The 24152-nt window shown below is 71.3% G+C and carries 23 protein-coding genes, 1 tRNA gene and 1 pseudogene; 5 read left to right on the plus strand and 20 right to left on the minus strand.

Translation table 11 applies throughout. The annotated features are described in order from the left end of the window. The 15 genes and pseudogenes from CIB93_RS33675 to pgsA form a co-directional block, all read right to left on the minus strand. Nucleotides 1–193: pseudogene (locus CIB93_RS33675) on the minus strand (stress protein); the annotation flags it as partial. A 169-nt stretch (nucleotides 194–362) separates the two neighbouring features. Next, nucleotides 363–914: an adenine phosphoribosyltransferase gene (locus CIB93_RS33680; protein WP_096632465.1), complete on the minus strand. Its 552-nt coding sequence runs from the start codon at nucleotides 912–914 to the stop codon at nucleotides 363–365. Beyond that, complete coding sequence (secF, locus tag CIB93_RS33685) at nucleotides 911–2002, minus strand: protein translocase subunit SecF (protein ID WP_096632466.1); 1092 nt, start codon at nucleotides 2000–2002, stop codon at nucleotides 911–913. Before secF ends, CIB93_RS33680 begins: the two co-directional genes overlap by 4 nt. A gap of 1 nt (nucleotide 2003) precedes the next feature. Beyond that, on the minus strand, nucleotides 2004–3779 hold the full coding sequence (secD, locus tag CIB93_RS33690) for a protein translocase subunit SecD (RefSeq protein WP_096632468.1): 1776 nt from the start codon (nucleotides 3777–3779) through the stop codon (nucleotides 2004–2006). Between the two features lie 150 nt (nucleotides 3780–3929). Then, the gene (gene yajC / locus CIB93_RS33695; RefSeq protein WP_096632470.1) at nucleotides 3930–4409 is read right to left on the minus strand and encodes a preprotein translocase subunit YajC; all 480 of its coding nucleotides are present in this window, start codon (nucleotides 4407–4409) and stop codon (nucleotides 3930–3932) included. A gap of 166 nt (nucleotides 4410–4575) precedes the next feature. Beyond that, nucleotides 4576–5661 (minus strand): Holliday junction branch migration DNA helicase RuvB, encoded by a 1086-nt coding sequence (gene ruvB, locus CIB93_RS33700; protein ID WP_096632471.1) that lies wholly within the window; start codon nucleotides 5659–5661, stop codon nucleotides 4576–4578. A 30-nt stretch (nucleotides 5662–5691) separates the two neighbouring features. Beyond that, a complete protein-coding gene (gene ruvA / locus CIB93_RS33705) occupies nucleotides 5692–6318 on the minus strand; it encodes a Holliday junction branch migration protein RuvA (protein WP_096632473.1) in 627 nt (208 codons plus the stop codon). After that, nucleotides 6315–6893, minus strand: coding sequence for a crossover junction endodeoxyribonuclease RuvC (gene ruvC / locus CIB93_RS33710; RefSeq protein ID WP_096632475.1), 579 nt, complete (start codon nucleotides 6891–6893; stop codon nucleotides 6315–6317). Before ruvC ends, ruvA begins: the two co-directional genes overlap by 4 nt. A gap of 172 nt (nucleotides 6894–7065) precedes the next feature. Beyond that, nucleotides 7066–7818: a YebC/PmpR family DNA-binding transcriptional regulator gene (locus tag CIB93_RS33715; protein ID WP_096632476.1), complete on the minus strand. Its 753-nt coding sequence runs from the start codon at nucleotides 7816–7818 to the stop codon at nucleotides 7066–7068. Nucleotides 7819–7879: 61 nt separating this feature from the next. Beyond that, on the minus strand, nucleotides 7880–8473 hold the full coding sequence (pdxT, locus tag CIB93_RS33720) for a pyridoxal 5'-phosphate synthase glutaminase subunit PdxT (protein WP_096632478.1): 594 nt from the start codon (nucleotides 8471–8473) through the stop codon (nucleotides 7880–7882). A 6-nt stretch (nucleotides 8474–8479) separates the two neighbouring features. Further along, on the minus strand, nucleotides 8480–9400 hold the full coding sequence (gene pdxS / locus CIB93_RS33725; protein ID WP_096632479.1) for a pyridoxal 5'-phosphate synthase lyase subunit PdxS: 921 nt from the start codon (nucleotides 9398–9400) through the stop codon (nucleotides 8480–8482). A 197-nt stretch (nucleotides 9401–9597) separates the two neighbouring features. Beyond that, nucleotides 9598–10143, minus strand: a complete 546-nt coding sequence (locus CIB93_RS33730) for a hypothetical protein (RefSeq protein WP_096632481.1) — start codon at nucleotides 10141–10143, stop codon at nucleotides 9598–9600. A 114-nt stretch (nucleotides 10144–10257) separates the two neighbouring features. Continuing rightward, nucleotides 10258–11418 (minus strand): glycosyltransferase family 4 protein, encoded by a 1161-nt coding sequence (locus tag CIB93_RS33735; RefSeq protein WP_096632482.1) that lies wholly within the window; start codon nucleotides 11416–11418, stop codon nucleotides 10258–10260. Next, nucleotides 11415–12338, minus strand: a complete 924-nt coding sequence (locus CIB93_RS33740) for a phosphatidylinositol mannoside acyltransferase (RefSeq protein WP_096632484.1) — start codon at nucleotides 12336–12338, stop codon at nucleotides 11415–11417. The genes CIB93_RS33735 and CIB93_RS33740 overlap by 4 nt, the downstream gene beginning before the upstream one ends. Further along, nucleotides 12335–13030 (minus strand): phosphatidylinositol phosphate synthase, encoded by a 696-nt coding sequence (gene pgsA / locus CIB93_RS33745; protein WP_096632485.1) that lies wholly within the window; start codon nucleotides 13028–13030, stop codon nucleotides 12335–12337. The genes CIB93_RS33740 and pgsA overlap by 4 nt, the downstream gene beginning before the upstream one ends. Before the next feature lie 288 nt (nucleotides 13031–13318). Here pgsA and CIB93_RS33750 point away from each other — a divergent pair, with 288 nt between their 5' ends. Together CIB93_RS33750 and CIB93_RS33755 are read left to right on the plus strand one after the other, a co-directional pair. Beyond that, nucleotides 13319–15544, plus strand: coding sequence for an elongation factor G-like protein EF-G2 (locus tag CIB93_RS33750; RefSeq protein ID WP_096632487.1), 2226 nt, complete (start codon nucleotides 13319–13321; stop codon nucleotides 15542–15544). 153 nt (nucleotides 15545–15697) lie between these two features. Next, nucleotides 15698–17368 carry a hypothetical protein gene (locus CIB93_RS33755; protein WP_096632488.1) on the plus strand — a complete coding sequence of 557 codons (1671 nt, stop codon included), beginning with the start codon at nucleotides 15698–15700 and terminating at the stop codon, nucleotides 17366–17368. 66 nt (nucleotides 17369–17434) lie between these two features. Here the strand turns inward: CIB93_RS33755 and CIB93_RS33760 are convergent, their stop codons facing one another. Continuing rightward, nucleotides 17435–17998: an HIT domain-containing protein gene (locus tag CIB93_RS33760; protein WP_096632490.1), complete on the minus strand. Its 564-nt coding sequence runs from the start codon at nucleotides 17996–17998 to the stop codon at nucleotides 17435–17437. Nucleotides 17999–18064: 66 nt separating this feature from the next. Here CIB93_RS33760 and CIB93_RS33765 point away from each other — a divergent pair, with 66 nt between their 5' ends. Further along, nucleotides 18065–18742 (plus strand): potassium channel family protein, encoded by a 678-nt coding sequence (locus tag CIB93_RS33765; RefSeq protein ID WP_096632491.1) that lies wholly within the window; start codon nucleotides 18065–18067, stop codon nucleotides 18740–18742. Nucleotides 18743–18772: 30 nt separating this feature from the next. Here the strand turns inward: CIB93_RS33765 and thrS are convergent, their stop codons facing one another. The 3 genes from thrS to CIB93_RS33780 form a co-directional block, all read right to left on the minus strand. After that, a complete protein-coding gene (gene thrS / locus CIB93_RS33770; protein WP_096632493.1) occupies nucleotides 18773–20749 on the minus strand; it encodes a threonine--tRNA ligase in 1977 nt (658 codons plus the stop codon). 99 nt (nucleotides 20750–20848) lie between these two features. Next, nucleotides 20849–22096 carry a hypothetical protein gene (locus CIB93_RS33775; protein ID WP_096632494.1) on the minus strand — a complete coding sequence of 416 codons (1248 nt, stop codon included), beginning with the start codon at nucleotides 22094–22096 and terminating at the stop codon, nucleotides 20849–20851. After that, complete coding sequence (locus tag CIB93_RS33780) at nucleotides 22096–22692, minus strand: DUF4365 domain-containing protein (RefSeq protein WP_096632496.1); 597 nt, start codon at nucleotides 22690–22692, stop codon at nucleotides 22096–22098. The genes CIB93_RS33775 and CIB93_RS33780 overlap by 1 nt, the downstream gene beginning before the upstream one ends. Before the next feature lie 241 nt (nucleotides 22693–22933). Between CIB93_RS33780 and CIB93_RS33785 the strand changes: the two genes are divergently transcribed. Next, complete coding sequence (locus CIB93_RS33785; protein WP_096632497.1) at nucleotides 22934–23659, plus strand: 3'-5' exonuclease; 726 nt, start codon at nucleotides 22934–22936, stop codon at nucleotides 23657–23659. A gap of 65 nt (nucleotides 23660–23724) precedes the next feature. On the opposite strand, the gene CIB93_RS33790 is transcribed toward CIB93_RS33785, so the two are convergent. Then, nucleotides 23725–23796 (minus strand) — tRNA-Val (locus CIB93_RS33790). Between the two features lie 139 nt (nucleotides 23797–23935). Here CIB93_RS33790 and CIB93_RS33795 point away from each other — a divergent pair. Next, nucleotides 23936–24152: hypothetical protein (locus CIB93_RS33795; RefSeq protein ID WP_143660120.1), on the plus strand; the 217-nt coding region annotated here is incomplete at its 3' end.

Below are 24152 nucleotides of genomic sequence, written 5' to 3' on the forward strand. Positions count from 1 at the left end.
GGGCTGCGGGCTTCGGGGGCGGAGTGCCCGCCCCGGCGGGCTTCGCGGCCCCCTGGGGCCGCCCGCCACCGGTGGCGGGCTCCGGGGGCGCGGGCTTCGGCGCGTTCGAGGGCGCGGCCTTCGCGGGCGTGGCGGGGGCCGCCACGGGCTTGTCGGGCTGCGGGGCGGCGGCTGACTGGGCCTCGTCTGGCAAGAGCGCTCCTCGTGCGGATCCGGGGTACCCGGAGAGCCCATGGTATCGATCCCCCGGCGAACCCTCGCCCGGGGACGGCAGGAGCCCGCACAACGAGGGACGGGCACCCGGTTCGTTCCCGGGTGCCCGTCCCTCGTACTCGGTGGCCGTCACTGGCCCGCCCTGCGGATCAGACCGTGATCAGGGCCTCCAGCGGCACGCCCCGCAGGCCCGGCTCCAGACGGGCGCGGCCCGCGAGGAAACCGAGTTCCATGAGGACCGCGACGCCCGCGACCTGGGCGCCTGCCCGCCGGATGAGCTCCAGCGAGGCTTCCGCGGTGCCGCCGGTGGCGAGGACGTCGTCGATCACCATGATCCGGTCGTGGGCGGCGAGGTCCTCGGCGTGGATCTCGATCTCCGCGCTGCCGTACTCCAGCTCGTAGGACTGGGCGAGCGTGGCTCCGGGAAGCTTTCCGGCCTTGCGGACCGGTACGAAGCCGAGGCCCGCGCGGACCGCTACCGGCGCGGCCAGGATGAAGCCGCGTGCCTCCAGGCCGACGACCTTCGTGGCGCCGTGGCGTACGCACAGCTCCGCGAGGGCGTCGGTGAGCGCCGTGAAGGCCACCGGGTCCGCGAGCAGCGGAGTGATGTCCTTGAACATCACGCCCGGCTTCGGGTAGTCCGCGACATCACGGATCCGGCTGAGCAGCAGCTCCCGGGTGGAATCGGTGGTGCTCGTCATCGCTCAGCGCTTCCCGACGTGCGGCCGTGCGAGCGGGGCCGGCCGACTCCGCCGCCCGCGGTCGCGGCGCCCTCGACGATGTCCTCGGGACCGTCGTCGGCGGGCTCGCCCTTGGCGGCGGCGGCCGCCCGCTTGGCGAGGACCCGCTTCTTCAGCGCCTTCATCTGCGGGTCGCGTTCCTTGAGGTCGGCGACGAGCGGGGTGGCGATGAAGATCGAGGAGTACGCACCGGCGGCGAGACCGACGAACAGCGACAGCGAGATGTCGTTCAGCATGCCCGCGCCGAAGACACCGCCACCGATGAAGAGCAGCCCGGCCACCGGCAGCAGAGCCACCACGGTGGTGTTGATGGAGCGGACCAGGGTGCTGTTGATCGACCGGTTGGCGATCTCGCTGTATGTGAAGCGGGTCTGCTTGGTGATGTCCTTCTGCCCCTCCTTGAGGCTGTCGAAGACCACCACCGTGTCGTACAGGGAGTAACCGAGAATGGTCAGCAGACCGATCACCGTGCCCGGCGTGACCTCGAAGCCGACCAGGGCGTAGACACCGACCGTGATGGTGATGTCGTGGATCAGTGCGATGAGGGCGGCGACGGCCATCCGCCACTCGAAGGCGATGGCCAGATAGATCACCACCAGGACCATGAAGACCGCGAGACCGGTCCAGGCCTTGTTGGCGATCTGCTCACCCCAGCTGGGGCCGACCAGGTCCGCGTTGATCTCGTCGGCGGGGATGCCGAGCTCGTCGGAGAGCGTCTCCTTGATCTCGTTCGCCGTGGCGGTGTCGACCTCGGTGATCTGGATGCGCAGACCGCCGTTGCCGAGCTCCTGGACGATGGCCATGTGGCCGGAGGCCTCGGTCGCCACGTCCGTGGCCTGGGCGGTGGAGATCTTGGCCCTGGTGTCGGTCGTGAAGACCGCGCCGCCCTGGAACTCGATGCCCATGCGGAGGCCGCCGACCGCCACGCCGATGATGGCCGTGATGGTGATCAGTATCGAGACGCCGTACCAGATCTTGCGGTTGCGGATGAAGTCGTAGCCGACCTCGCCGCGGTAGAGCCGGGCGCCGAGATTGCCGAGTCGCGACATCTCACGCCTCCTTCGGTTCGGTGGGGGCGTTGACACGGCGCGAGCGGCGCAGCGGCGGCTGTGCGCCGAGCCGCTTCGGGTCCAGTCCGGACCACGGGCCGCCCTTGGAGAAGAACTTCGTCCGCCCCATGAGCGTCATGAGCGGCTTGGTGAAGAAGAACACCACGACGACGTCGAGCAGGGTGGTCAGGCCGAGCGTGAACGCGAAGCCCTGCACCTTGCCGACGGTGACGATGAAGAGCACCGCGGCGGCCAGGAACGACACGAAGTCGGAGACCAGGATGGTGCGCCGGGCGCGCGGCCAGGCCCGCTCGATGGCCGGGCGGAGCGTGCGTCCTTCGCGGATCTCGTCCCGGACGCGTTCGAAGTAGACGATGAACGAGTCCGCTGTGATGCCGATGGCGACGATGGCGCCACAGACTGCCGGGAGGTTCAGCGCGAAGCCGATGGCCGGGCCCAGCAACGACATGATCGTGTACGTCAGGACGCCGGAGACCAGAAGGCTCAGGAGCGCGATGAACGAGAGCCCTCGGTAGTAGACGACGAGGTAGAGGACCACCAGCGCGAGACCGATGGCACCGGCGATCAGCCCGCCCTTGAGCTGCTCGCTGCCGAGCGCCGCGGTCACCGTGGTGACACTGACTTCCTCGAAGGTGAGGGGAAGCGCGCCGTAGGACAGGATGTTGCCGAGCTCCTCGGCCGACTGCTGGTCGAAGCTGCCGGAGATCTGGGCGTTCTTGCTGAGCGCGGTGCGCACCGACGGAGCCGAGACGACCTCGCCGTCCAGGACGATCGCGAACTGGTTCATCGGCGGCTGCTGCTGGCTGAGGCGACTGGTGATCGTCTGGAACTTCTTGGCGCCCGCGGAGGTGAACTCCATCGACACGATCCACTGGCCGGTCTGCTGGTCGATGGCGGCCTTGGCGTCGTCGACGTCGCTGCCGGAGACCTCGGCGGGGCCGAGCACGTACTTCTCGTAGCTGCCCGGGACGTTCGAGCCGCAGGCGACGATCGAGTCGGTGGGCTTGGCGTCCTGGCCCGCCTCGGTCCGCTGCTCGGGGTCGGTGCAGTCGAGCTTGGCGAACTCCTCCTGGAGCTTGGCCGTCGCCGGGTCCACGGAGGGCGAGGCCTCGGGGGAATCGGACGGCTTCGGCTCGTCGGAGCCCGGGGCGGAGGGTGTCGGGTCCTTCTTCAGGGCACCGGTGACCGCGCGGCCCTGGGTGGTGGCACTCGCCGAGGGGGTGGCCTCCGAACCGGTGGCCTCCTCGCCCTTGTCCTTGTCGGCGCCCTGGTCCTTGTCGTCCGGCGTGCCGGACTCACCGGGCTTCGGCGTGGCGCTGTCCGAGGGGGCGGGCTGCTCGGGGCCGCTCGCCTGCACCGTCAGAACGGGCCGGAAGTAGAGCTGGGCGGTGGTGCCGACCTGCTTCTGGGCCTGCTTGGAGTCCGTCCCCTTGGGGATGTTGACGATGATGTTGCGATCGCCCTGGGTCTGGACCTCGGCCTCGGAGACGCCCAGCCCGTTGACACGCCGCTCGATGATCCCGACCGCGGTGTTCATGTTGGTCGGGTTGATCGCGTTCGGCTTGCCGGGCTGGTTCTGCGCTTCCAGCGTGATCGACGTACCGCCGGCCAGGTCGATGCCCAGCCGGGGCGTGGTGTGCCCGGACAGGAACATCCCGCCGGTGAGCGCGACCATGGCGATGAGGATCAGGACCAGGGAACGCCCCGGCCTCCCCTGACCGCCGGACGGCCCTCGGCCCTTCTTGGGTGCTGCCACCTTCTCGTTTCTCCCTGTCCAACCGCCCCGCGCCGGGTACGCGCCCGAGCGGCCACGAAGTGTTGTGGGGGCCTGCCCCCCGCAGACGACCCCACGGTCCCGGGGACGCCGCGCGCCGGTGGGCGCACGACGTCCCCGGGATCGTGAGAACTACTTGGTGTCGGCTTCGCCGTCGGTCTTGCCGTCGTCCTTGGCCTTCTTGACGTCCTTGGCGGCGGTGCTCTCGGTGTCGGCGTCGTCCTTGCCCAGGTCGATCCTGGCGGGCTCGGCGTCGTCCGTGGCCGGCTCACCGGTCAGCGAGGAGGCGTCGTCGGGAACGACGGTGCCGTCCGCGTCCAGCTCCTCGTCGTCGCCGTGGACGATGCGGTTGTACTCCGCGTCGTCGAGGACGGCGCCGATCGCGTTCTTCGCGTAGATCGCGTGCACGCCGGGGGCGACCTCAAGGAGGACGGTGTCGTCGTGGACTTCCTTGACGGTGGCGTACATGCCCCCGATCGTCCGGACGCCGGTGCCGGGCTGCATGTCGTTGCGCATCTGCGCGGCCGCCGCCTGCTTCTTCTTGGCGGAGCGGGTCATCAGGAACATGGCCCCGATGAGCACGATGAAGGGGAGGAGAGTCAAGATATCCACGGGACGGGAATTCCTTCGCACGACCGCGCTGGAATGCGGCCTGTATATACGGGGGTGGGTACACCGACCGGTAAGGGCGGCATCGGCGGAGTCTAAGCGAGTCCGCATCGATGGAACAACGCCCAGCATGGCACCCGGGTTCCTGTACTGGCGAACCTGTGACGCATCACGCCCCGAACAGACCCTGTTGTCCCCTTACGCCGTGCTGCGGCGGGACCAGTCCCAGATGGGCCCAGGCCGCCGGGGTGGCAACGCGGCCGCGCGGCGTCCTGGCCAGCAGTCCTTCCCGTACGAGGAAGGGCTCGGCGACCTCCTCGACGGTCTCCCGCTCCTCCCCCACGGCGACCGCGAGGGTGGACAGGCCGACGGGGCCGCCGCCGAAGAGTTTCAGCAGGGCGCCGAGCACCGCACGGTCCAGCCGATCGAGTCCCCTGGCGTCAACCTCGTACACCTTCAGAGCCGCCGCGGCGATCTCCCGGTCGATCGCGCCCTCCGCCTTGACCTGCGCGTAGTCGCGGACGCGGCGCAGCAGGCGGTTGGCGATACGGGGCGTGCCCCGGGAGCGTCCGGCGATCTCGGCGGCGCCCTCCACGTCGATGCCGACGTCGAGGAGGCGGGCCGAGCGGTGGATGACGCGCTCCAGCTCGGCGGGGGCGTAGAACTCCATGTGGCCGGTGAAGCCGAAGCGGTCGCGCAGCGGGGGCGGCAGCAGTCCGGCCCGGGTGGTGGCCCCGACCAGGGTGAACGGCGGCAGTTCGAGAGGGATGGCGGTGGCGCCGGGGCCCTTGCCGACGATCACGTCGACGCGGAAGTCCTCCATCGCCATGTAGAGCATCTCCTCGGCGGGCCGGGACATGCGGTGGATCTCGTCGAGGAAGAGGACCTCGCCCTCCTGGAGGGAGGAGAGGATCGCCGCGAGGTCACCCGCGTGCTGGATGGCGGGGCCCGAGGTGATCCGGATCGGGGCGTTCATCTCGGCGGCGATGATCATCGAGAGCGTGGTCTTGCCGAGGCCGGGCGCGCCGGAGAGCAGCACGTGGTCGGCGGTGGCACCACGGGCGCGGGCGGCCTTCAGGACCAGGTCGAGCTGTTCGCGAACCTTCTCCTGGCCGACGAACTCCTCCAGGTCCTTGGGGCGCAGGGCAGCCTCGACGGCGGTGTCCTCGCCGTCCGCGTCGGCGTCGACCAGCCGGTCGTCGAAGACCGGCCCGGTGGGCTCATCGGTCTCGGGTCCGGTCTCGTCCCAGTTCATTTCGGGGCCTCTTCGGTGGTTCGGTGCCGGTCAGCGTGCGCGGTTGAGAGTCTGCAGGGCGGCCCGCAGCAGCTGAGGCACCGGGGGTGCGGTGCCCTCGGCGACGGCGGCCTCGGCCTGCGGGGCGACGGCGTTGACCGCCTCGTCGGCCTCGCGGCTCGCGTAGCCGAGGCCGATCAGCGCGGCCTGGAGCTGGTCGCGCCAGCCGGAGGTGACAGGGGTGCCGATGCCCTGCTGGCCGATGTGCGCGCCGACCGGTTCGCCGAGCCGGTCCTTGAGCTCCAACAGCAGTTTCTGGGCGCCCTTCTTCCCGATACCGGAGACGGCGGTGAGGGCCTTCTCGTCGCCGGTGGATACGGCGAGGCGCAGGGCGTCGGGGCTGTGGGTGGCCAGCATCGCCTGGGCGAGCCGGGGACCGACGCCGCTCGCGGTCTGGAGCAGTTCGAAAACCTGCCGCTCGTCGTCGTCCGCGAAGCCGTACAGGGTGAGGGAGTCCTCCCGGACGACGAGGGAGGTGGCGAGCCGGGCCTCCTTGCCGATGCGCAGGTCGGCGAGGGTGTGCGGGGTGCACTGGACGGCCATGCCGATGCCGCCGACCTCGATGACGGCCGTGGTCGGGGCGAGGGCGGCCACCGGGCCGGAGACGAAGGCGATCATGCGGTGGGGCCTTTCAGCGTGCGGGACGTACGGGGCGTGCGGGGCGTGTCGGGGGCGCCCTGTGTGCGGTGGGCCGCCACCGCCTGCTGGAGGCGGTTCTGCGCGGGCGCGCGCCAGATGTGGCAGATGGCGAGGGCCAGGGCGTCGGCGGCGTCGGCGGGCCTGGGCGGGGCGTCGAGCCTCAGCAGCCGGGTCACCATGGCCCCGACCTGGGCCTTCTCCGCGCGGCCCGATCCCGTGACGGCCGCCTTGACCTCGCTGGGCGTGTGCAGGGCGACCGGAATGCCGCGCCGGGCGGCGCAGAGCATGGCCACCGCGCTTGCCTGGGCCGTGCCCATCACCGTACGGACGTTGTGCTGGGCGAAGACGCGCTCCACGGCGACGAAGGACGGGGAGTGCTCGTCGAGCCACTGCTCGATGCCGCGCTCCACGGCGACGAGCCGGTCACCCAGCTCGGCGTCCGAAGAGGTGCGCACGACGCCGACGCCGAGCATCGTCAGCGGGCGGCCCGCGACCCCTTCGACCACGCCCACCCCGCACCGGGTCAGCCCCGGGTCAATGCCCAGAACCCGCATGGAGCCCCCCTGTCCTCGCCGCGTGCCGCGCCCGCTCGTTCATCTGTTCCCGCAGGCTATCGGCTCGCACTGACAAAGCCTCGCAACCACAAGACGACGGGCCGACGGGGAGTGCCCCGTCGGCCCGTCGAACCAAGCCGTACCGGCTGTGCCGGCTGAACCGGCCGCGCCGTCAGGCGTCGACCTTCTCCATGACCTCGTCGGACACGTCGAAGTTGGCGAAGACGTTCTGCACGTCGTCGCTGTCCTCCAGCGCGTCGATGAGCTTGAAGATCTTGCGCGCGCCCTCTTCGTCCAGCTCGACCTGCATGGTCGGCAGGAAGTTGGCCTCGGCGGAGTCGTAGTCGATGCCCGCCTCCTGGAGCGCGGTGCGCACCGCGACCATGTCGGTGGCCTCGCTGACCACCTCGAAGGTCTCACCGAGGTCGTTGACCTCCTCGGCGCCCGCGTCGAGGACCGCGCCGAGGACGTCGTCCTCGGTCAGCTCGCCCTTGGGCACGATCACGACGCCCTTGCGGTTGAACAGGTACGAGACGGAGCCCGGGTCGGCCATGGAGCCGCCGTTCCGGGTCATCGCGACACGTACGTCGGACGCGGCACGGTTGCGGTTGTCGGTGAGGCACTCGATGAGCACCGCGACACCGTTGGGGCCGTAACCCTCGTACATGATCGTCTCGTAGTCGGCGCCGCCCGCTTCGAGACCGCCGCCACGCTTGACGGCGGAGTCGATGTTCTTGTTCGGGACGGAGCTCTTCTTCGCCTTCTGGATGGCGTCGACGAGCGTCGGGTTGCCATCGGGGTCCACGCCGCCGGAGCGCGCCGCGACCTCGATGTTCTTGATCAGCTTCGCGAAGAGCTTGCCGCGCTTGGCGTCAATCACGGCCTTCTTGTGCTTCGTCGTAGCCCATTTAGAGTGGCCGGACATCTGCCTTCTCCTTCGCGTCACCAAAATCGAGTCGAACCCGAGAGATCCTACCGGGGTCCGCTCAGTTCACTGCGCGCACCATGTCCACGAACAGAGCGTGCACGCGATGGTCGCCGGTCAGTTCGGGATGGAACGACGTGGCAAGGACATTTCGCTGGCGCACGGCCACGATGTGCCCGCCGTGTTCGGCGATGACTTCGGCCTCGGCGCCGACGGACTCCACCCAGGGGGCACGGATGAAGACGCCCTCCACCGGGCCGCCGTCGATCCCGGCGACCTCGACCGCGGCTTCGAAGGACTCGTTCTGCCGGCCGAAGGCGTTGCGCCGCACGATCATGTCGATGCCGCCGACGGTCTCCTGGCCCGAGCGCGGGTCGAGGATCTTCTCGGCCAGCATGATCATCCCAGCGCAGGTGCCGTAGACCGGCATGCCGGCCCGGACCCGCTCGCGCAGGGGCTCCATCATGCCGAAGAGGACGGCCAGCTTGGACATGGTGGTCGACTCGCCGCCGGGGATGACCAGGCCGTCGACCTCGGCGAGCTCCTCGGGGCGCCGGACCGGCCTGGCCACGGCGTCCGCCGAGGCCAGGGCGATCAGGTGCTCCCGTACGTCGCCCTGGAGAGCGAGGACGCCGATCAGGGGGGTGTCGCTCATCAGTGGTTACCAGCCGCGGTTGGCGTAGCGCTCGGACTCGGGCAGCGTGTCGCAGTTGATGCCGACCATGGCCTCGCCCAGGTTGCGGGAGGCGTCCGCGATGACCTTCGGGTCGTCGTAGAAGGTGGTGGCCTTCACGATGGCGGCGGCGCGCTTGGCCGGGTCGCCGGACTTGAAGATGCCGGAGCCGACGAAGACGCCCTCGGCGCCGAGCTGGCGCATCAGCGCGGCGTCGGCCGGGGTGGCGACACCACCGGCGGAGAACAGCACGACGGGCAGCTTGCCGAGCTCGGCGACCTCCTTGACCAGCTCGTAAGGGGCGCGCAGGTCCTTGGCGGCGGCGTACAGCTCGTTGTTGTCGAAGCCGCGCAGACGCGCGATCTCGTTCTTGATCTGGCGCAGGTGGCGGACGGCCTCGACGACGTTGCCGGTGCCGGCCTCGCCCTTCGAGCGGATCATGGCCGCGCCCTCGGCGATGCGGCGCAGGGCCTCACCCAGGTTGGTGGCGCCGCACACGAAGGGGGTGGTGAAGGCGAACTTGTCGCTGTGGTTGACCTCGTCGGCCGGGGTGAGGACCTCGGACTCGTCGATGTAGTCGACGCCGAGGGACTGGAGGACCTGGGCCTCGACGAAGTGGCCGATGCGGGACTTGGCCATGACGGGGATGGAGACGGCCCCGATGATCTCCTCGATCATGTTGGGGTCGGACATCCGGGCCACGCCGCCGTCCTTGCGGATGTCGGCCGGGACCCGCTCCAGGGCCATGACGGCCACGGCGCCCGCGTCCTCGGCGATCTTCGCCTGCTCGGCGTCGACGACGTCCATGATCACGCCGCCCTTGAGCTGCTCGGCCATGCCGCGCTTGACGCGGGCGGTGCCGGTGGCGGGGGACTCGGTGGACTGCGGGGTGCTGGGAAGCGTGGACACGGGACCTCACTCGGTGAAAAGAAGCTGGATACTGCATCGCCGAGCAAACGCTGCGGGACCAGTCCACAGCAAGGGCCAATGGGCAGGCCGTGGATCGTTTTGGAGTCGGCCCTGCGTGGTTTCGGGGTCGGTCCTGCGCGGTTCGGGGTCGGTCCTGCGCGGTTCGGGGTCGGTCCTGCGCGGTTTCGGGGTCAGTCCTACGTACCGGGACGGTCCGCCAGGGCCACCGGCGGGGCGTCGTCCATCTCGAAGGCCAGCGGGAACGGCGCGTGCCCGGCCAGCCGGAACAGTCTGACCGTACGATGCCGGCGCAGCGCGCGGGCCGCGCGCACGGAGTCGTTGTGGAAGCGGCGGGCCATGGGGACACGGCGTACGGCGGCGGCCAGTTCGACGGCCGCTTCCTCGCCGCCGGGGACCTCCTTCACCGCCTCCACCTGGGCCGGTTCGCCGAAGACGGCGCGCAGGGCGGTGCTCAGCTCGCTCTCGGCGACCTCGCGGTGGTCCTCCTCGGCCTGCCGGGCGGCGTGCGCTGCCTCGTACAGGACAATCGAGGCGGCCGGGTCCAGGACGCCGGAGGTGGCCAGCTCCTGGGTGACCGAGGCGCGGCGCAGCAGTTGGGCGTCGAGGGCGGCGCGGGCGGCGTCGATCCGGGAGTGCAGGCGGTCGAGGCGGCCCGCGGTCCAGCTGAGGTACACGCCGATCGCGACGAGGGCGACGACGATCCAGATGAGGGTTACGGTCACGGGCCCACACGCTACCGTCGCCGTGGCCTCCCCCTTCAACAGGAGGCCCCCACGCCGCCGTCGCCGGAGCCCCGCCCCGGCGCAGGCCCCGGCGGCCCGGCTCGAACCGCGCCCTCAGTCCCGCGCCAGCCCGAACCGCGCCCGCAACCCCGAGCGTTCGTCCGCCGCGACGGAAGCGGCCCCGTCCGTCACCGTCTCGTACACCGCGAGGATGTCGGCCCCCACCGTCGCCCAGTCGAAGCGCCGCACGTGCGCCTCGCCGCGCTCGCGCAGTCCGGCCCGGCGCTCCGGGTCGCCCAGCAGCCGGATCGCGGCGGCGGCCAGCGCGTCGGCGTCCTCGTTGGCGAACAGGTCGCCCGCCGTGCCCTGGTCCAGCACCTGGGCGAACGCGTCGAGGTCGCTGGCGAGCACCGGCGCACCGGCCGACAGCGCCTCCACCAGGATGATCCCGAAGCTCTCGCCACCGGTGTTGGGGGCCACGTACACATCGACGCTGCGCAGCAGACGGGCCTTGTCCTCGTCGCTGACCATGCCGAGGAACTCGACGCGCTCGCGCAGCTCCTTCGGCAGAGATGCCACCGCCTCCTCCTCGTCCCCTCGCCCCGCGACCAGCAGCCGGGTCTCCGGGCGGGCGGCGAGGATCGCGGGCAGAGCCTTCATCAGGACGGGCAGCCCCTTGCGGGGTTCGTCGATGCGGCCGATGAAGCCGAGGGTCTGCCCCTGCCATTCGGCCTTCGGCTCTGCCTTGGCGAAGAAGCCGACGTCGACGCCGTTCGGGATGACGACGGCGTCGCCGCCGAGGTGCTCGACCAGGGTGCGCCGGGCGTACTCGCTGACCGCGATCCGGGCGCTGATCTTCTCCAGCGCGGGCTGGAGGATCGGGTAGGCGGCGATCATCGCCCGGGAGCGCGGGTTGGAGGTGTGGAAGGTGGCCACGATCGGTCCCTGCGCCGCCCAGCAGGCCAGCAGGCCCAGCGACGGGGAGGTCGGTTCGTGGATGTGGATCACGTCGAACGTGCCGTCGTGCAGCCAGCGCCGTACCCGGGCCGCCGACAGGAAGCCGAAGTTCAGCCGGGCGACCGAGCCGTTGTACGGGACGGGGACGGCCCGGCCCGCCGAGACGACGTAACGGGGCAGCGGGGTCTCGTCGTCGGCCGGGGCCAGGACGGAGACCTCGTGCCCGAGCCGGATCAGGTGGTCGGCGAGGTCCCGGATGTGGAACTGCACACCGCCCGGTACGTCCCAGGAGTACGGGCAGACGATGCCGATCTTCACGTGGTGTCCCCCCGGGGTTCCAGGTCGTCCAGCCAGAGCCGCTGGAGCATGTGCCAGTCCTCGGGGTGTTCGGCGATGCCGGTGGCGTAGGCGTCGGCCAGGGCCTGGGTCATGACGGACGTCCTCTCGGCGCGGGTGCCTTCCTCCGGCACCTCGACCGCCGGGTGGACGCGGGCCCCCATCACCGGTGTGCCGTCGTACCAGAGGGTCACCGGCAGCAGCAGCGCGCCCGTCTGCTGGGCGAGCAGCGCGGGTCCGGCGGGCATCCGGGCGGTGGCGCCGAAGAACGACACCTCCACCCCGGAGGCGGACAGGTCCCGGTCCGCGACCAGGCAGACCAGGCCGCCCGCGCGCAGTCGGCGGGCCAGGGTCCCGAAGGCCGCCCCGCCGCTGTGCGGCAGGACCTCCATGCCGAGGCCCTCTCGGTAGGCGACGAACCGGTCGTAGAGCGACTCGGGGTCGAGCCGTTCCGCGACGGTGGTGAAGGGGACCTTCAGGTCGGTGGTGACCCAGGCTCCGGCGAGATCCCAGTTGCCCAGGTGCGGCAGGGCGAGGATCACACCGTTCCCGGCGTCCAGGGCTTCGGTGAGCAGGTGCGCGTCCTTGACGTCGATGCTCGCCTTGATCCGTTCCGGGCTCCAGGTAGGCAGCCGGAACGACTCCATCCAGTAGCGCATGTAGGAGCGCATCCCGGCCCGGGACAGCTCGGCAAGACGCTCCGGACCCGCGTCGGGGACGACCCGCGCCAGGTTCGACTCAAGCCGCAGCACGCTCTTGCCGCGCCGCTTCCACGCCTGGTCGGCGATGGTGCGGAAGAGGGCCGCCGCGGCGGGCTCGGGCAGCGTCTTCACGGCGCTCCAGCCCAGTCCGTACAGCCCGTCGGTGACCCGGCCCTTCAGGCCGGACGCGCCGCCGCTCACCGGTCGGCCTCGCTCCCCTGGTCGGCGGAGCCGACGGCGGACGCGTCCGCGGCGGCCTCCGCGGCGTCCGCCTCCGCCGATTCACGGCGTACGGTCACCACGCGCTGGATCAGCGTGACCAGGCTGCCCACGGCGACGATCCACAGGGCGATCGGGAGCAGGACGTCGATGTGCGGGACGCCGAACTTGTGCAGTCCGGCGAGACCTGCCGCGACCAGTGAGATCACCAGGCGCTCGGCGCGCTCCACGAGGCCGTTGACCGCGACCGGCAGGCCGATCGACTCGCCGCGCGCCTTGGTGTACGAGACCACCTGGCCGCTGGCCAGGCAGAAGATCGCGACGGCGCAGAGGATGTTGTCGTCACCGCTGCCCGCGTACCAGAGAGCGAATCCGGCGAAGATCGCCCCGTCGGCGACCCGGTCCAGCGTCGAGTCGAGGAACGCGCCCCACCGGCTGGAGATCCCGGCCTGCCGCGCCATGTTGCCGTCGACGAGGTCGGAGAAGACGAAGATCGTGATGACGATCGTGCCCCAGAAGAACTCCCCCATCGGGAAAAAGACCAGCGCACCTGCCATCACTCCGGCCGTGCCGATGAGAGTGACCGCGTCGGGGCTGACCCCGAGGCGGAGCAGCAGAGCGGCGAACGGGGTGAGGACACGCGTGAAGAATGCACGCGCGTACTTGTTCAGCATGGCCTTCCCGAGGGTTCGGTTGGCCGAGCGGCCCCTACGGCCACCGGCTGGCCCATCGTAGTCACCACCGCCGCCGTCCACCGGACGGGCACCCGCCCGGGGGGTGTCAGGGCGGCGGGGGCGGGGACCACGTGCGACGTATGGACGCGGCCGCGTCCCGGTGCCAAGCTCGAAGGACCGCGGGCGTCGCCGAAGCCGCCGCGGCGGCCTCCCCGTGCCCGTGACCACCGCTGCCCCACGCGCGGTCGCCCTCCCCCGCACCGCGCCATCGACCGGGAGGCACGCATCATGGGCGACAAGGCACACGCACACCCCGGAGCCGCCGGAGGAGCACCGACGGCCGGCCACCCCTCCGCGATACGCAACGTGGTGCTGGTCGGCCCCAGCGGATCGGGCAAGACCACCCTGGTCGAGGCGCTGGCCCTGACGGCGGGCGCCGTGAACCGGGCCGGGCGGGTCGAGGACGGGGCGACCGTCTCCGACCACGACGAGATCGAGCAGCGCCGACGGCGTTCCGTGCAGCTCTCGCTGGTCCCGGTGGCCTGGGACGGATGCAAGATCAATCTGCTGGACACCCCCGGTTACGCGGACTTCGTCGGGGAGCTGCGGGCCGGTCTGCGCGCGGCGGACGCGGCGCTTTTCGTCGTCTCGGCGGCCCAGGAGGCCGAGTCCGTGGCCGCGACCACCCGGGCCGTATGGGAGGAGTGCGCGATCGTCGGCATGCCGCGCGCGATCGTCGTCACGCATCTGGACACCGCCCGCACCTCGTTCGACGGGATGACCCGGGTCTGCTCCGAGATCTTCGGCGGCGACGACCCCGATGCCGTACTGCCCCTGTACCTGCCGGTGCTGGGGCCCGAGGCCGCCGACGGGCACGCCCCGCTGACCGGGCTCACGGGGCTGCTGAGCCGGCGGATGCTCGACTACTCCTCGGGGGAACGCGCCGAGCTGCCGCCCGCGCGGGAGCAGGAGGAGCCGCTGCGGGCGGCCCGGGACCGGCTGATCGAGGGGATCATCGCCGAGAGCGAGGACGAGTCCTTGATGGACCGCTATCTCGGCGGCGAGGACATCGACGTGTCGACGCTGGTCGGCGATCTGGAGCGAGCGGTCGCCAAGGGCTCCTTCCACCCCGTCCTCACCGCGGCCCCGGCGGCCGAGGGCGCCCGGCAGGGCATCGGCACCGTGGAGCTGCTGGAGCTGATCACGCGCGGCTTCCCGACCCCGCTGGAGCGCACCCCGCCCGTCGTCACGACCCCGGCGGGCAAGCCCCGGCCCGCGCCGGTCTGCGATCCGCAAGGCCCGCTGGTCGCCGAGGTCGTGAAGACCTCGTCGGACCCGTACGTGGGCCGTGTCTCGCTCGTCCGCGTCTTCTCCGGCACCCTGCGCCCGGACGATCCGGTGCATCTGTGCGGCCACGGCCTCGACGCGACGGGGCACGCGCCGCGCCCCTGTCACGAGGCGGAGATCCGCCTCGGCGCGCTCACCTCGCCGTTCGGCCGCCAGCAGCGCACCCAGGACCGGTGCATAGCGGGCGACCTGGCGTGCGTGGCGCGGCTCGGTGAGGCGGAGACCGGTGACACGCTCTCCCCTGCCGGTGACCCGGTTCTCATCGAGCCCTGGTCGACGCCGGACCCGCTGCTCCCGCTGGCCGTCCGGGCGCACGGCAAGGCGGACGAGGACAAGCTGTCGCAGGGGCTGGCCCGGCTGGTGGCCGAGGACCCCACCCTGCGCCTCGAACAGAACCCGGACACCCACCAGGTCGTCCTGTGGTGCCTGGGCGAGGCGCACCAGGAAGTCGCCCTGGAACGGCTGCGCGAGCGCTACGGCGTCCAGGTCGACGCGGAACCGCACCGGGTGCCGCTGCGCGAGACGTTCGCGGGCCGGGCCACCGGGCGCGGACGGCACGTCAAACAGTCGGGCGGGCACGGGCAGTTCGCGATCTGCGAGATCGAGGTGGAGCCGCTGCCACCGGGTTCGGGCGTCGAGTTCGTCGACCGGGTGGTGGGGGGTTCGGTGCCGCGTCAGTTCATCGGGTCGGTGGAGAAGGGCGTACGGTCCCAGGCCGCGAAGGGGGTGGCCGCCGGGCATCCGCTCGTCGACGTACGGATCACGCTGCTGGACGGCAAGGCGCACTCGGTGGACTCCTCGGACGCCGCCTTCCAGACCGCCGGTGCGCTCGCCCTGCGGGAGGCGGCGGCGGACGCCCGTATCCAGCTCCTGGAACCGGTCTGCGAGGTGAGCGTGCTGGTCCCGGACGACTTCGTGGGCCCGGTGATGAGCGATCTGTCGGGACGCCGAGGCCGGGTCGTGGGCACCGAGCAGAGTCCGGGCGGGCGCACGGTCGTACGGGCCGAGGTGCCGGAGATCGAAGTCGGCCGGTACGCCGTGGACCTGCGCTCCCTGTCCCACGGCACCGGGCGCTTCGACCGCGCCTACGCCCGGCACGAGGCGGTGCCGCCGCAGGTGGCCGACCGGATCCGCAGCGGGCAGCGGGACGGATCACCCGGCGCGTGACCGGCGCACGGTCGCACACCCGGCCGGGTCCCGCCGGTGACGGGCGGTGCCGCGAACGGGACGATACGCTGTGGGCGCAGCTCAGAAGGTATGCCGCGTACGGTAGTTGGGCACACCCGCAGGAGCGGACAGTGCGGCGAGTGGGGGCGACAGGTGGCCAACGACGGATTCGACTTCTCACCCGGGGCCCAGATCCCGATCCAGGGGTCCGGCGGTCAGTCGGTGGCGACCAACGCCCTGGCCTCGGCGGCGTATCGGGACAGCCCGGTGGAGAAGATCCTCGACGCCAACAGCGAGTGGCACAAGTCCGTGGTGAAGCCGGGGTCCTCCAAGCTGTTCAAGTCGGACTACTTCAAGCCCAATCTCGGCGAGGCGTTCGCCCGCGCCGTTCAGGAACGGATGCTGGGCGGAGCCCGTAAGGCGCTCATCCAGTCCTTCGGCACCGACCCGCAGACGGTGGTGGAGCACTGCCTGTCCGCGAACAACCTGCGCAAGGCCCGCGACACCCGGCTCACGCTGGTGACCGTGGTGTTCGGCATCCTCTTCCTGCCCGGACTGCTGGCGTGGGTGATCGCCTTCCGGGTCCGCGACGCGCTCGACAAGTCCAAGGACACGGCGTTCCGGTCGGTCGGTACGGTGCTGCTGGCGGCCTGCGGGATCGGCGCGCTGGTGCTGATGGTCAAGCTCCCCCTGGACGGCCTGCTCGCGCTCTACGTCCGGGGCGCGCTCGTCGCCCCGGTGATCGGCTGGCTCCTCGCCAAGCGGATCGCGGAGACCTCCGCCAAGGATCTGCGGGCCCGCTGGGACGGGCTGCTGTCCGGCACCGGAGTGATCGCGAAGATCCCCGAGGCGGTGCCGAAGAACCCCAACGAGACCGCACGCGAGGCGCTGCGCCAGGGTCTGGAGAAACTGTCGGCCGAGCAGCAGTCCAACGCCGTCTTCTACGCGGGGCCCAAGGGCGTCCTCGGGATGGGCACCCGCTGGGGCAGCTGGCAGCTGGCCGAGGAGCTGGTCCCCAAGGACCCGACGAAGGAGATCCACCAGTTCCGCAGCTGGGACCTGATCCGGATCATCCACGACCAGCTGAAGATGCTGGAGCGCGGCCCGCTGAACACCGGCGGCTTTCCCAAGCCGTCCGTGAAGCACTGGATCGTCTCGCCGATCGGGGAGAACGCCGACGCCGTCTCGCGCCCCGACGGCGAGGACGTCGCCACCTTCCAGGTGAAGCCGCACGAGATACAGCGGATCTGCAACCACCAGCAGTTCGGCAGCGGTGACCGGCACTATCTGGGCGTCCAGTTCACCCTGTGGGACGGGCAGCTGGTGATCACGATGATGATCACCGTCACCGTGCTCCACGAGACCCTGCGCATCGAGGTCACCGGCCATGCGCTCGGGCCGGTGCACGGGCTGTTCCTCTCCAAGCCGGAGGCCAAGACGAAGACGGTCAACAAGACCGTCCGATTCTGGGAGACCCGGGACATCCAGCTGCCGCTGGTGGAGGCCAAGGAGGTCGTCCGGCTCGCGCTGCGGGCCCCCCTCACCTGGTATCCGCCCCTGCTGGACTACCTGGGCGGGAAGATAGTGCTGCCCGAGCCGTTCGGGCTGCGGCACGCCTGGGCGGCCAAGCCGTGGAACCACCGCTTCATGGCGGACGACGCGATGCGCGCCGCGACCCCGGTGCTGCGGGTCGTCCACTCGGCGGCCATGCGCGTGCTGGAGGAGAACGGTGTGGACACCGAGCGCTTCGACAACCGCTCCATGGTCCTGAGCGGCCTCGTCCAGGACCCGGCCCCGCGCAAGGCCGACGTCTACGACGCCTAGGCGCGCGTACGCGGGAGGGCCCCCGCCGGACGGGGGCCTTCCCGCGTTGCCCTCGGGACCGCCCGCTCAGACGGTCGCGGGCCAGGCGTCGGCCAGCATCGCCCGGGTGTCGCCGAGCAGCTGCGGCAGCACCTTGGTGTGGCCGATGACCGGCATGAAGTTGGTGTCCCCGCCCCAGCGCGGCACCAGGTGCTGGTGCAGATGGGCGGCGATCCCCGCACCGGCGACGGAGCCCTGGTTCATGCCGATGTTGAAGCCGTGCGCCCCGGAGGCCGCGCGCAGCGCGACCATCGCCCGCTTGGTGAAGTCCGCCAGCTCGACGGTCTCGGGGCCGTCCAGCTCGGTGTAGTCGGCGACATGACGGTAGGGCACCACCATGAGGTGGCCGCCGTTGTACGGATACAGGTTCAGCACCGCGTAGACGTGCTCGCCGCGCGCCACGACGAGGCCGTCCTCGTCGGATTTCGCCGGGATCGAACAGAACGGACAGCCGTCCTCGGCACCCGGGCCGCTCGGCTTGTTCTCGCCCTGGATGTACGCCATCCGATGGGGCGTCCACAGGCGCTGGAATGCGTCGGGCGTCCCCACGCCGATCTGCTGCTCCGGCTCACTCGTCATGCCGATCAGCATATTGCGTCACCCGTGTGGAGCGTGTCGCCGGGGGCGCACCGCACGGCCGCCCGCAATGCTGAGGCGATGAGCGACCTACCCGCATCCGAGCCACCGGCCCGGCTGACCCGCTGGGAGCAGCGCACGGAGGTGCCCCTCTTCGGCGCGGGGCTGCTCTTCCTGGCGGGATACGCGGTCCGGGTGCTGACCCCGCACGAGGCCGAGCCCTGGAACGGCATCGCCCTGATCCTCGTCTGGTCGACCTGGCTGCTGTTCCTGGCGGATTACGTGACGCGGCTGGGGCTCAGCGGCCTGGGCGCGCGCTTCGTCCGCACTCACTGGCTGGACACCCTGGTCCTGCTGCTGCCGTTGCTGCGCCCGCTGCGGATGGTCCAGGTCTATACGGCGGTGCAGCGCCGCCGCGACCGGCCGCGGCTGAACCTGTACGCGCGCGTGATGGCGTACGCGAGTACCACCGTGGGCCTGCTCGGATTCGCCGCCTCGCTCGCGGTCTACCACCTGGAGCACGCGGCCCCCGGCGCCTCCATCCGTACCTTCGGCGACGCGGTGTGGTGGGCGTGCGCGACGCTCACGACGGTCGGTTACGGGGACGCCTCACCGGTCACCTTCTGGGGCCGGACGGTGGCGGCGGGGCTGATGGCGTGCGGGCTCGCGCTGCTCGGCGCGGTGACCGGGTCGTTCTCGTCGTGGCTGATCCAGGTGTTCACGCGGGAGGACGAGAAACGGCCCCCGGAGCGCGGGTAGCGCCGCGGGGGCCGTGACCCGGGAGATGGCTCAGACCTGGACGCGGTCCTCGACGGCCTTCGCGATCTTGGCGATGGCCTCGTCGACCGGGATGCCGTTCTCCTGCGAACCGTCGCGGTAGCGGAAGGAGACGGCGCCGTTGGCCATGTCCTCGTCACCGGCGATGATCATGAAGGGAACCTTGTTCTTCTGCTGGTTGCGGATCTTCTTCTGCATCCGGTCCGATGAGGCGTCCACGTCCACCCGCAGCCCCTGCTTGCGCGCCTTGGCGGCGAACTCCTGGAGGTAGGGGATGTGGGCGTCGCCGATCGGGATGCCGACGGCCTGGACCGGGGCGAGCCAGACCGGGAAGGCGCCCGCGTAGTGCTCCAGGAGCACGGCGAAGAAGCGCTCGATGGAGCCGAACAGGGCACGGTGGATCATGACCGGGCGCTGCTTGGAGCCGTCGGGGCCGGTGTACTCCAGGTCGAAGCGCTCCGGCAGGTTGAAGTCGAGCTGCACGGTCGACATCTGCCAGGTGCGGCCGATGGCGTCCTTGCACTGCACGGAGATCTTCGGGCCGTAGAACGCGGCGCCGCCCGGGTCCGGGACCAGCGGGAGGCCCTGCTTCTCGGCGACCTGGCGCAGCGTCTCAGTGGCCTCCTCCCAGGTCTCGTCGGAGCCGACGTACTTCTCCGGGTCCTTGGTGGAGAGCTCCAGGTAGAAGTCGGTGAGCCCGTAGTCGCGGAGCAGGTTCAGCACGAAGGTGAGCGTGCGGTCCAGCTCCTCGGCCATCTGCTCCTTGGTGCAGTAGATGTGCGCGTCGTCCTGCGTGAAGCCGCGCGAGCGGGTCAGGCCGTGCACGACGCCCGACTTCTCGTAGCGATACACCGTGCCGAACTCGAAGAGACGCAGCGGCAGTTCGCGGTAGGAGCGGCCGCGCGCGTCGAAGATCAGGTTGTGCATCGGGCAGTTCATCGGCTTGAGGTAGTAGTCCACCCCGTCGTCGAGCTGCATGGGCGGGTACATGCCGTCGGCGTACCAGTCCAGGTGGCCGGACTTCTCGAAGAGCTTGCCCTTGGTGGCGTGCGGGCTGTAGACGAACTCGTAGCCCTCCTCCTCGTGACGGCGGCGCGAGTAGTCCTCCATGGCCCGGCGGATGACGCCGCCCTTGGGGTGGAAGACCGCGAGGCCGGGGCCGATCTCGTCGGGGAAGGAGAAGAGGTCCAGCTCGTTGCCGAGCTTGCGGTGGTCGCGCTTGGCGGCCTCCTCCAGGAACTCCAGGTGCGCCTTCAGCTCGTCCTTGGTCGGCCAGGCGGTGCCGTAGATGCGCTGGAGCATCGGGTTCTTCTCGCTGCCGCGCCAGTACGCCGCGGCGTTGCGCATCAGCTTGAACGCCGGGATGAACCGGGTGGTGGGCAGGTGGGGGCCGCGGCAGAGGTCCTTCCAGCACAGGTCGCCGGTCTTCGCGTCGAGGTTGTCGTAGATGGTCAGCTCGCCGCCGCCCACCTCGACGTCCGCGCCGTCGTCCGAGGACGCCGAGCCCTTGATGCCGATGAGCTCCAGCTTGTACGGCTCGCCCGCCAGCTCCTCGCGGGCGGCCTCGTCGGAGACCACGCGGCGGGAGAACTTCTGGCCCCGCTTCTGGATCTCCTGCATCTTCTTCTCGATGGCCTTGAGGTCCTCGGGCGTGAACGGCTTCTCGACGTCGAAGTCGTAGTAGAAGCCGTCCTTGACCGGCGGGCCGATGCCGAGCTTGGCCTCGGGGAAGAGCTCCTGCACGGCCTGGGCCATGACGTGCGCGGTGGAGTGGCGCAGGATGTTCAGGCCGTCCTCGGAGGAGATCTCCACGGGCTCGACGGTCTCGCCGCCCTGGAGCTCGTAGGAGAGGTCCTTCAGCTCGCCGCCGATGCGCGCGGCGACGACGGTGCGCTGACCGGGGAAGAGCTCACCGGCGGTCGTGCCCGTCGTCACCGCGTGCTCTTCCCGCTCGGAATCGCGTTGGATGATCACACGGACGTCTGACACCGGTCTCTCCTGACTGAGGGGATGCCCGCCGTCGTATGGCAGGGCAAGACGAATCGTACCGAGCCGTACGCCCCCGATGCGAACGCCTTCCGGGACGCCCTACGGCTCCTCCCCGGCACACGCCTCCTCGAAATGGTCGACGTTCTCCTGGAGCGCCTTCATCAGCCGGTCCCGCTCCGCCTCGTCGACCTGGACGGGCGCGACCTGCGAGGCCCCGGTGAGCCGCCGGAAGCCGCCGCGCCGCTCCAGCCGCCCCTCCACCCGCAGCGGCAGCCCGACAAGGTGGGCGTGGCCCGCGATGCGGTACGCCTCCTCGTCCAGCTCCACGCGGACATGGGCGACCTCCGCCCCGGCCAGCACCCGCAGCCGTACGATCCCGGCGCCGCGCGGCCCGGAGCGGCGCAGCCGGACCACGGCGCCGGTGAGGCGGACCTGCACGGCGGGTTCCTCACTGAGGTAGCGGGCGCTCGCGGAACGCAGGGCTGGGAGGTCGCCCGGGGAGAACTCGACGGGCGCCGGGCGGACCGGGCAGCCGTCCGGGGCACCCGCGGCGGGCGCCCAGCGCAGGTCGATCCCGGCCCCCTCCGAGCCGCGCACCAGGGCGATCAGCGCCTCGGTCAGCTCCCGGCTGACGCCCGCGGCGACCGCGCTGTCGAAGGCCTCCATGCCTCCGGTGGCCCGCTGGTAGTCCACGGCCTCGCGGGTGGCGTGCAGGGCGTGGCAGAGCTGGACGGCGACGGCGCGTCCGGAGGCGACGGGGACGTACGCGGTGAGGCTGCGGCCGCCGGGTGCGGGCCCGATGAGCGCGTCGTCGAGGGCGGCGCGCGCCTTCCTGCGGTGCCGCGCTCCGTGGTAGCCCGCCCGGCCGCGCGCCGCCAGCGCCCCGGCCAGCAGGATCTGCCGGGCCGCCGAGCGCAGCGCCTCGGCCTCGGTCCACCCCGCGGCCCCGGCAGCGGCGGCGGCCGATTCGGGGACCTCGCGCCACCAGCGGATCTCGTCGCTGGGCACGGCGAGGGAGACCAGGACGTCCCGGGCGGAGGGGTCGGCGCTGCGGCCGAGCGCGAGAAGGGCCTCCTCGATCAGCTCACCGCTGTCGGGGAAGGCCGCGCTCTCGGGCACCAGGAGGCTGGCCGTTCCCGCCGCGGGCCCGGGCGGGGTCCAGCGGCCGTACCGCCCGGAGGCTCCCCCGCGCCGCTGCCAGCCGTGCCGTCGAAGGAGGGCGGCGAGCACGGCGGGGTCGGGCGGCTGAGCCCCGGCGACCAGCGGGGGCCCGGGGCGGACGGTGGGGTGCGACCGGGCGGCGGGCGGTCCCGCCCCGCCCGTGGGCTCGTCCATCGACCGGTGCATCAGGGTCTCCCTCCGGCCCCGACCCGGGCCATGATGTCGCAGAGTGCGCGGTCGTCGAAGATCCGCGAGGTCGGGATGCGCACAGTGGTCCGGTACCGGCCCGTCACCGCGTGGCCGGCCAGGTTGGTCCAGTAGCAGCAGTGGCGCAGGGCGAGACTGCCGGGCCCGGCGCTGAGCCAGTCGTCCTGGCTGCGCGGCACGAGCATCACGACCAGGATCTTGTGCACCGACACCGGGGTGCGGGCGAGTTTGACGAGGTGGGCGTTGTCGAGCGTGAAGGAGAACGCCCCGCCCGCCGGGTGCGGCGGTATCTGGTAGGTGCACTTGAGCTGCACCTTGATGGTCACTTCGTCGTCGACGGTGTGGGCCGGGGCGCCGTGGCTGACGTGCCAGTCGATGCCGTTGTCGGGAAAGGGCTGGGACAGCGAGCATCCGGCCGCCGCCGCGACGGCGTGCAGATAGCCCACCTGAAGGGTCTCCATGCAGGCGGTGGTGGCGAGGGAGCCGCGCAGCGGTGCGTCGAACTGCTGCGGCACCCGCGCCCCGAAGTCCTCGGCGCGGGTGGGCCCCCCAGGGTCGGGCTGCGCGAGCGCCATGGCTCCGTGTGCCTTCCGGGCGTGCCGATCGATGGCAGATGGCTCTGCCGGCGGGTGACGTGTGTGGGTGACATGCGGTGGGCGGATCGACGGGACTGCGCAAGCAACTTCCCGGCGTCTCATCTGTGTTGTCACCGCATCGGACCCCCCGCAAACGGCGTATCAGGCAAACAGCCCGGGTATCACCGATATCGGGCAGGGGAATCACTCCATCTGCCGCGCAGGTGCGAGGAGTTCGGGGATGATGCACTGGTTCGAAGGGCCGCTGGCCGCTTTTGACACGGAGACAACAGGCGTGGACGTCGAGCAGGACCGGATCGTTTCGGCCGCTCTCGTCGCGCAGGACACCGCGGGCGGACGCGTCCGCGTCACCCGCTGGCTGGTCAACCCGGGGATTCCGGTCCCGGCGGGGGCGACCGAGATCCACGGGCTGACCGACGACCACCTTCAGCGCAACGGCCGTTGGCCCGCACCGGTCATGGACGAGATCGCCCGCGCGCTGGCCGAGAGCTGCGCGACCGGGCGTCCGCTGGTCGTGATGAACGCACCGTTCGATCTGACACTGCTGGACCGGGAGTTGAAGCGGCACCGGGCGTCGTCGCTGGCCGGGTATCTGGACGGGGTGCCGATGCGGGTGGTGGACCCCCGGGTGCTGGACAAACACCTGGACCGCTACCGCAAGGGCCGCCGTACGCTCACGGATCTCTGCGCGAGTTACGAGGTGGTGCTGGACGGGGCCCACGACGCGGCGGCCGACGCGACCGCCTCGATGGAGCTGGTGCGCGCCGTGTGCCGACGCTTCTCCTCCCGGATGGAGCGGCTTTCCCCGGCCGAGCTGCACACCCTCCAGGCGACCTGGCACGCGGCCCAGGCGCGCGGCCTGGAGGCGTGGTTCGCGAAGAGCGGGACACCGGAGCCGGTGGACCCGGCATGGCCGCTGCGCCCGGAGCTGCCAGCGGCCGCGTGAACCGTTCAGGGGCTCGGACACGCGAAAGCCGGTCCGCGTGACGCTGGCGGACCGGCTTTCCCCGGTGGGCGATACTGGGTTCGAACCAGTGACCTCTTCGGTGTGAACGAAGCGCTCTCCCACTGAGCTAATCGCCCGGGAACGGGTTGAACCATACAGGGCTGGGCGGGCTTCCTTCAAACTCCTCCCGGCGGGGCTCTACTCAGAGCCCCGCGACCGGGAAGTGAGTATCCGAGCGCATGTGCGGGACGCGTGGCCGGGGCCACACTTCCGTACATGGAACATGTGCCCCCGCCCGCCGAGGAACTGGCCCTCCTCGACCGTGAACTGGCCGAGCTGGACGCCCGCAGGGCACAGCTGCTCACCCGGCGCGCCTGGCTGCTCGCAGCGCTCCGGCCGCCCGCGCCGACGGCGGCCCCGGGCTGGAACCCGTCCGCCTGGGGCTCGCCGCCTCCCGGCCGCCCCGGCGCCCCGGCGCGGGCGTGGGGCCCTG

It is taken from the genome of Streptomyces sp. WZ.A104 (assembly GCF_002382885.1).
In the GTDB taxonomy this organism is placed as follows: domain Bacteria; phylum Actinomycetota; class Actinomycetes; order Streptomycetales; family Streptomycetaceae; genus Streptomyces.

Excerpts from the sequence above, each read along its gene's own strand:
- CIB93_RS33680 (WP_096632465.1), bottom strand. The coding sequence starts at position 914 with ATGACGAGCACCACCGATTCCACCCGGGAGCTGCTGCTCAGCCGGATC.
- secF (WP_096632466.1), bottom strand. The coding sequence starts at position 2,002 with ATGTCGCGACTCGGCAATCTCGGCGCCCGGCTCTACCGCGGCGAGGTC.
- ruvB (WP_096632471.1), bottom strand. The coding sequence starts at position 5,661 with ATGAACTGGGACGAGACCGGACCCGAGACCGATGAGCCCACCGGGCCG.
- ruvA (WP_096632473.1), bottom strand. The coding sequence starts at position 6,318 with ATGATCGCCTTCGTCTCCGGCCCGGTGGCCGCCCTCGCCCCGACCACG.
- ruvC (WP_096632475.1), bottom strand. The coding sequence starts at position 6,893 with ATGCGGGTTCTGGGCATTGACCCGGGGCTGACCCGGTGCGGGGTGGGC.
- CIB93_RS33715 (WP_096632476.1), bottom strand. The coding sequence starts at position 7,818 with ATGTCCGGCCACTCTAAATGGGCTACGACGAAGCACAAGAAGGCCGTG.
- pdxT (WP_096632478.1), bottom strand. The coding sequence starts at position 8,473 with ATGAGCGACACCCCCCTGATCGGCGTCCTCGCTCTCCAGGGCGACGTA.
- pgsA (WP_096632485.1), bottom strand. The coding sequence starts at position 13,030 with ATGCTGAACAAGTACGCGCGTGCATTCTTCACGCGTGTCCTCACCCCG.
- CIB93_RS33750 (WP_096632487.1), top strand. The coding sequence starts at position 13,319 with ATGGGCGACAAGGCACACGCACACCCCGGAGCCGCCGGAGGAGCACCG.
- CIB93_RS33760 (WP_096632490.1), bottom strand. The coding sequence starts at position 17,998 with ATGCTGATCGGCATGACGAGTGAGCCGGAGCAGCAGATCGGCGTGGGG.
- CIB93_RS33765 (WP_096632491.1), top strand. The coding sequence starts at position 18,065 with ATGAGCGACCTACCCGCATCCGAGCCACCGGCCCGGCTGACCCGCTGG.
- CIB93_RS33775 (WP_096632494.1), bottom strand. The coding sequence starts at position 22,096 with ATGCACCGGTCGATGGACGAGCCCACGGGCGGGGCGGGACCGCCCGCC.
- CIB93_RS33780 (WP_096632496.1), bottom strand. The coding sequence starts at position 22,692 with ATGGCGCTCGCGCAGCCCGACCCTGGGGGGCCCACCCGCGCCGAGGAC.
- CIB93_RS33785 (WP_096632497.1), top strand. The coding sequence starts at position 22,934 with ATGATGCACTGGTTCGAAGGGCCGCTGGCCGCTTTTGACACGGAGACA.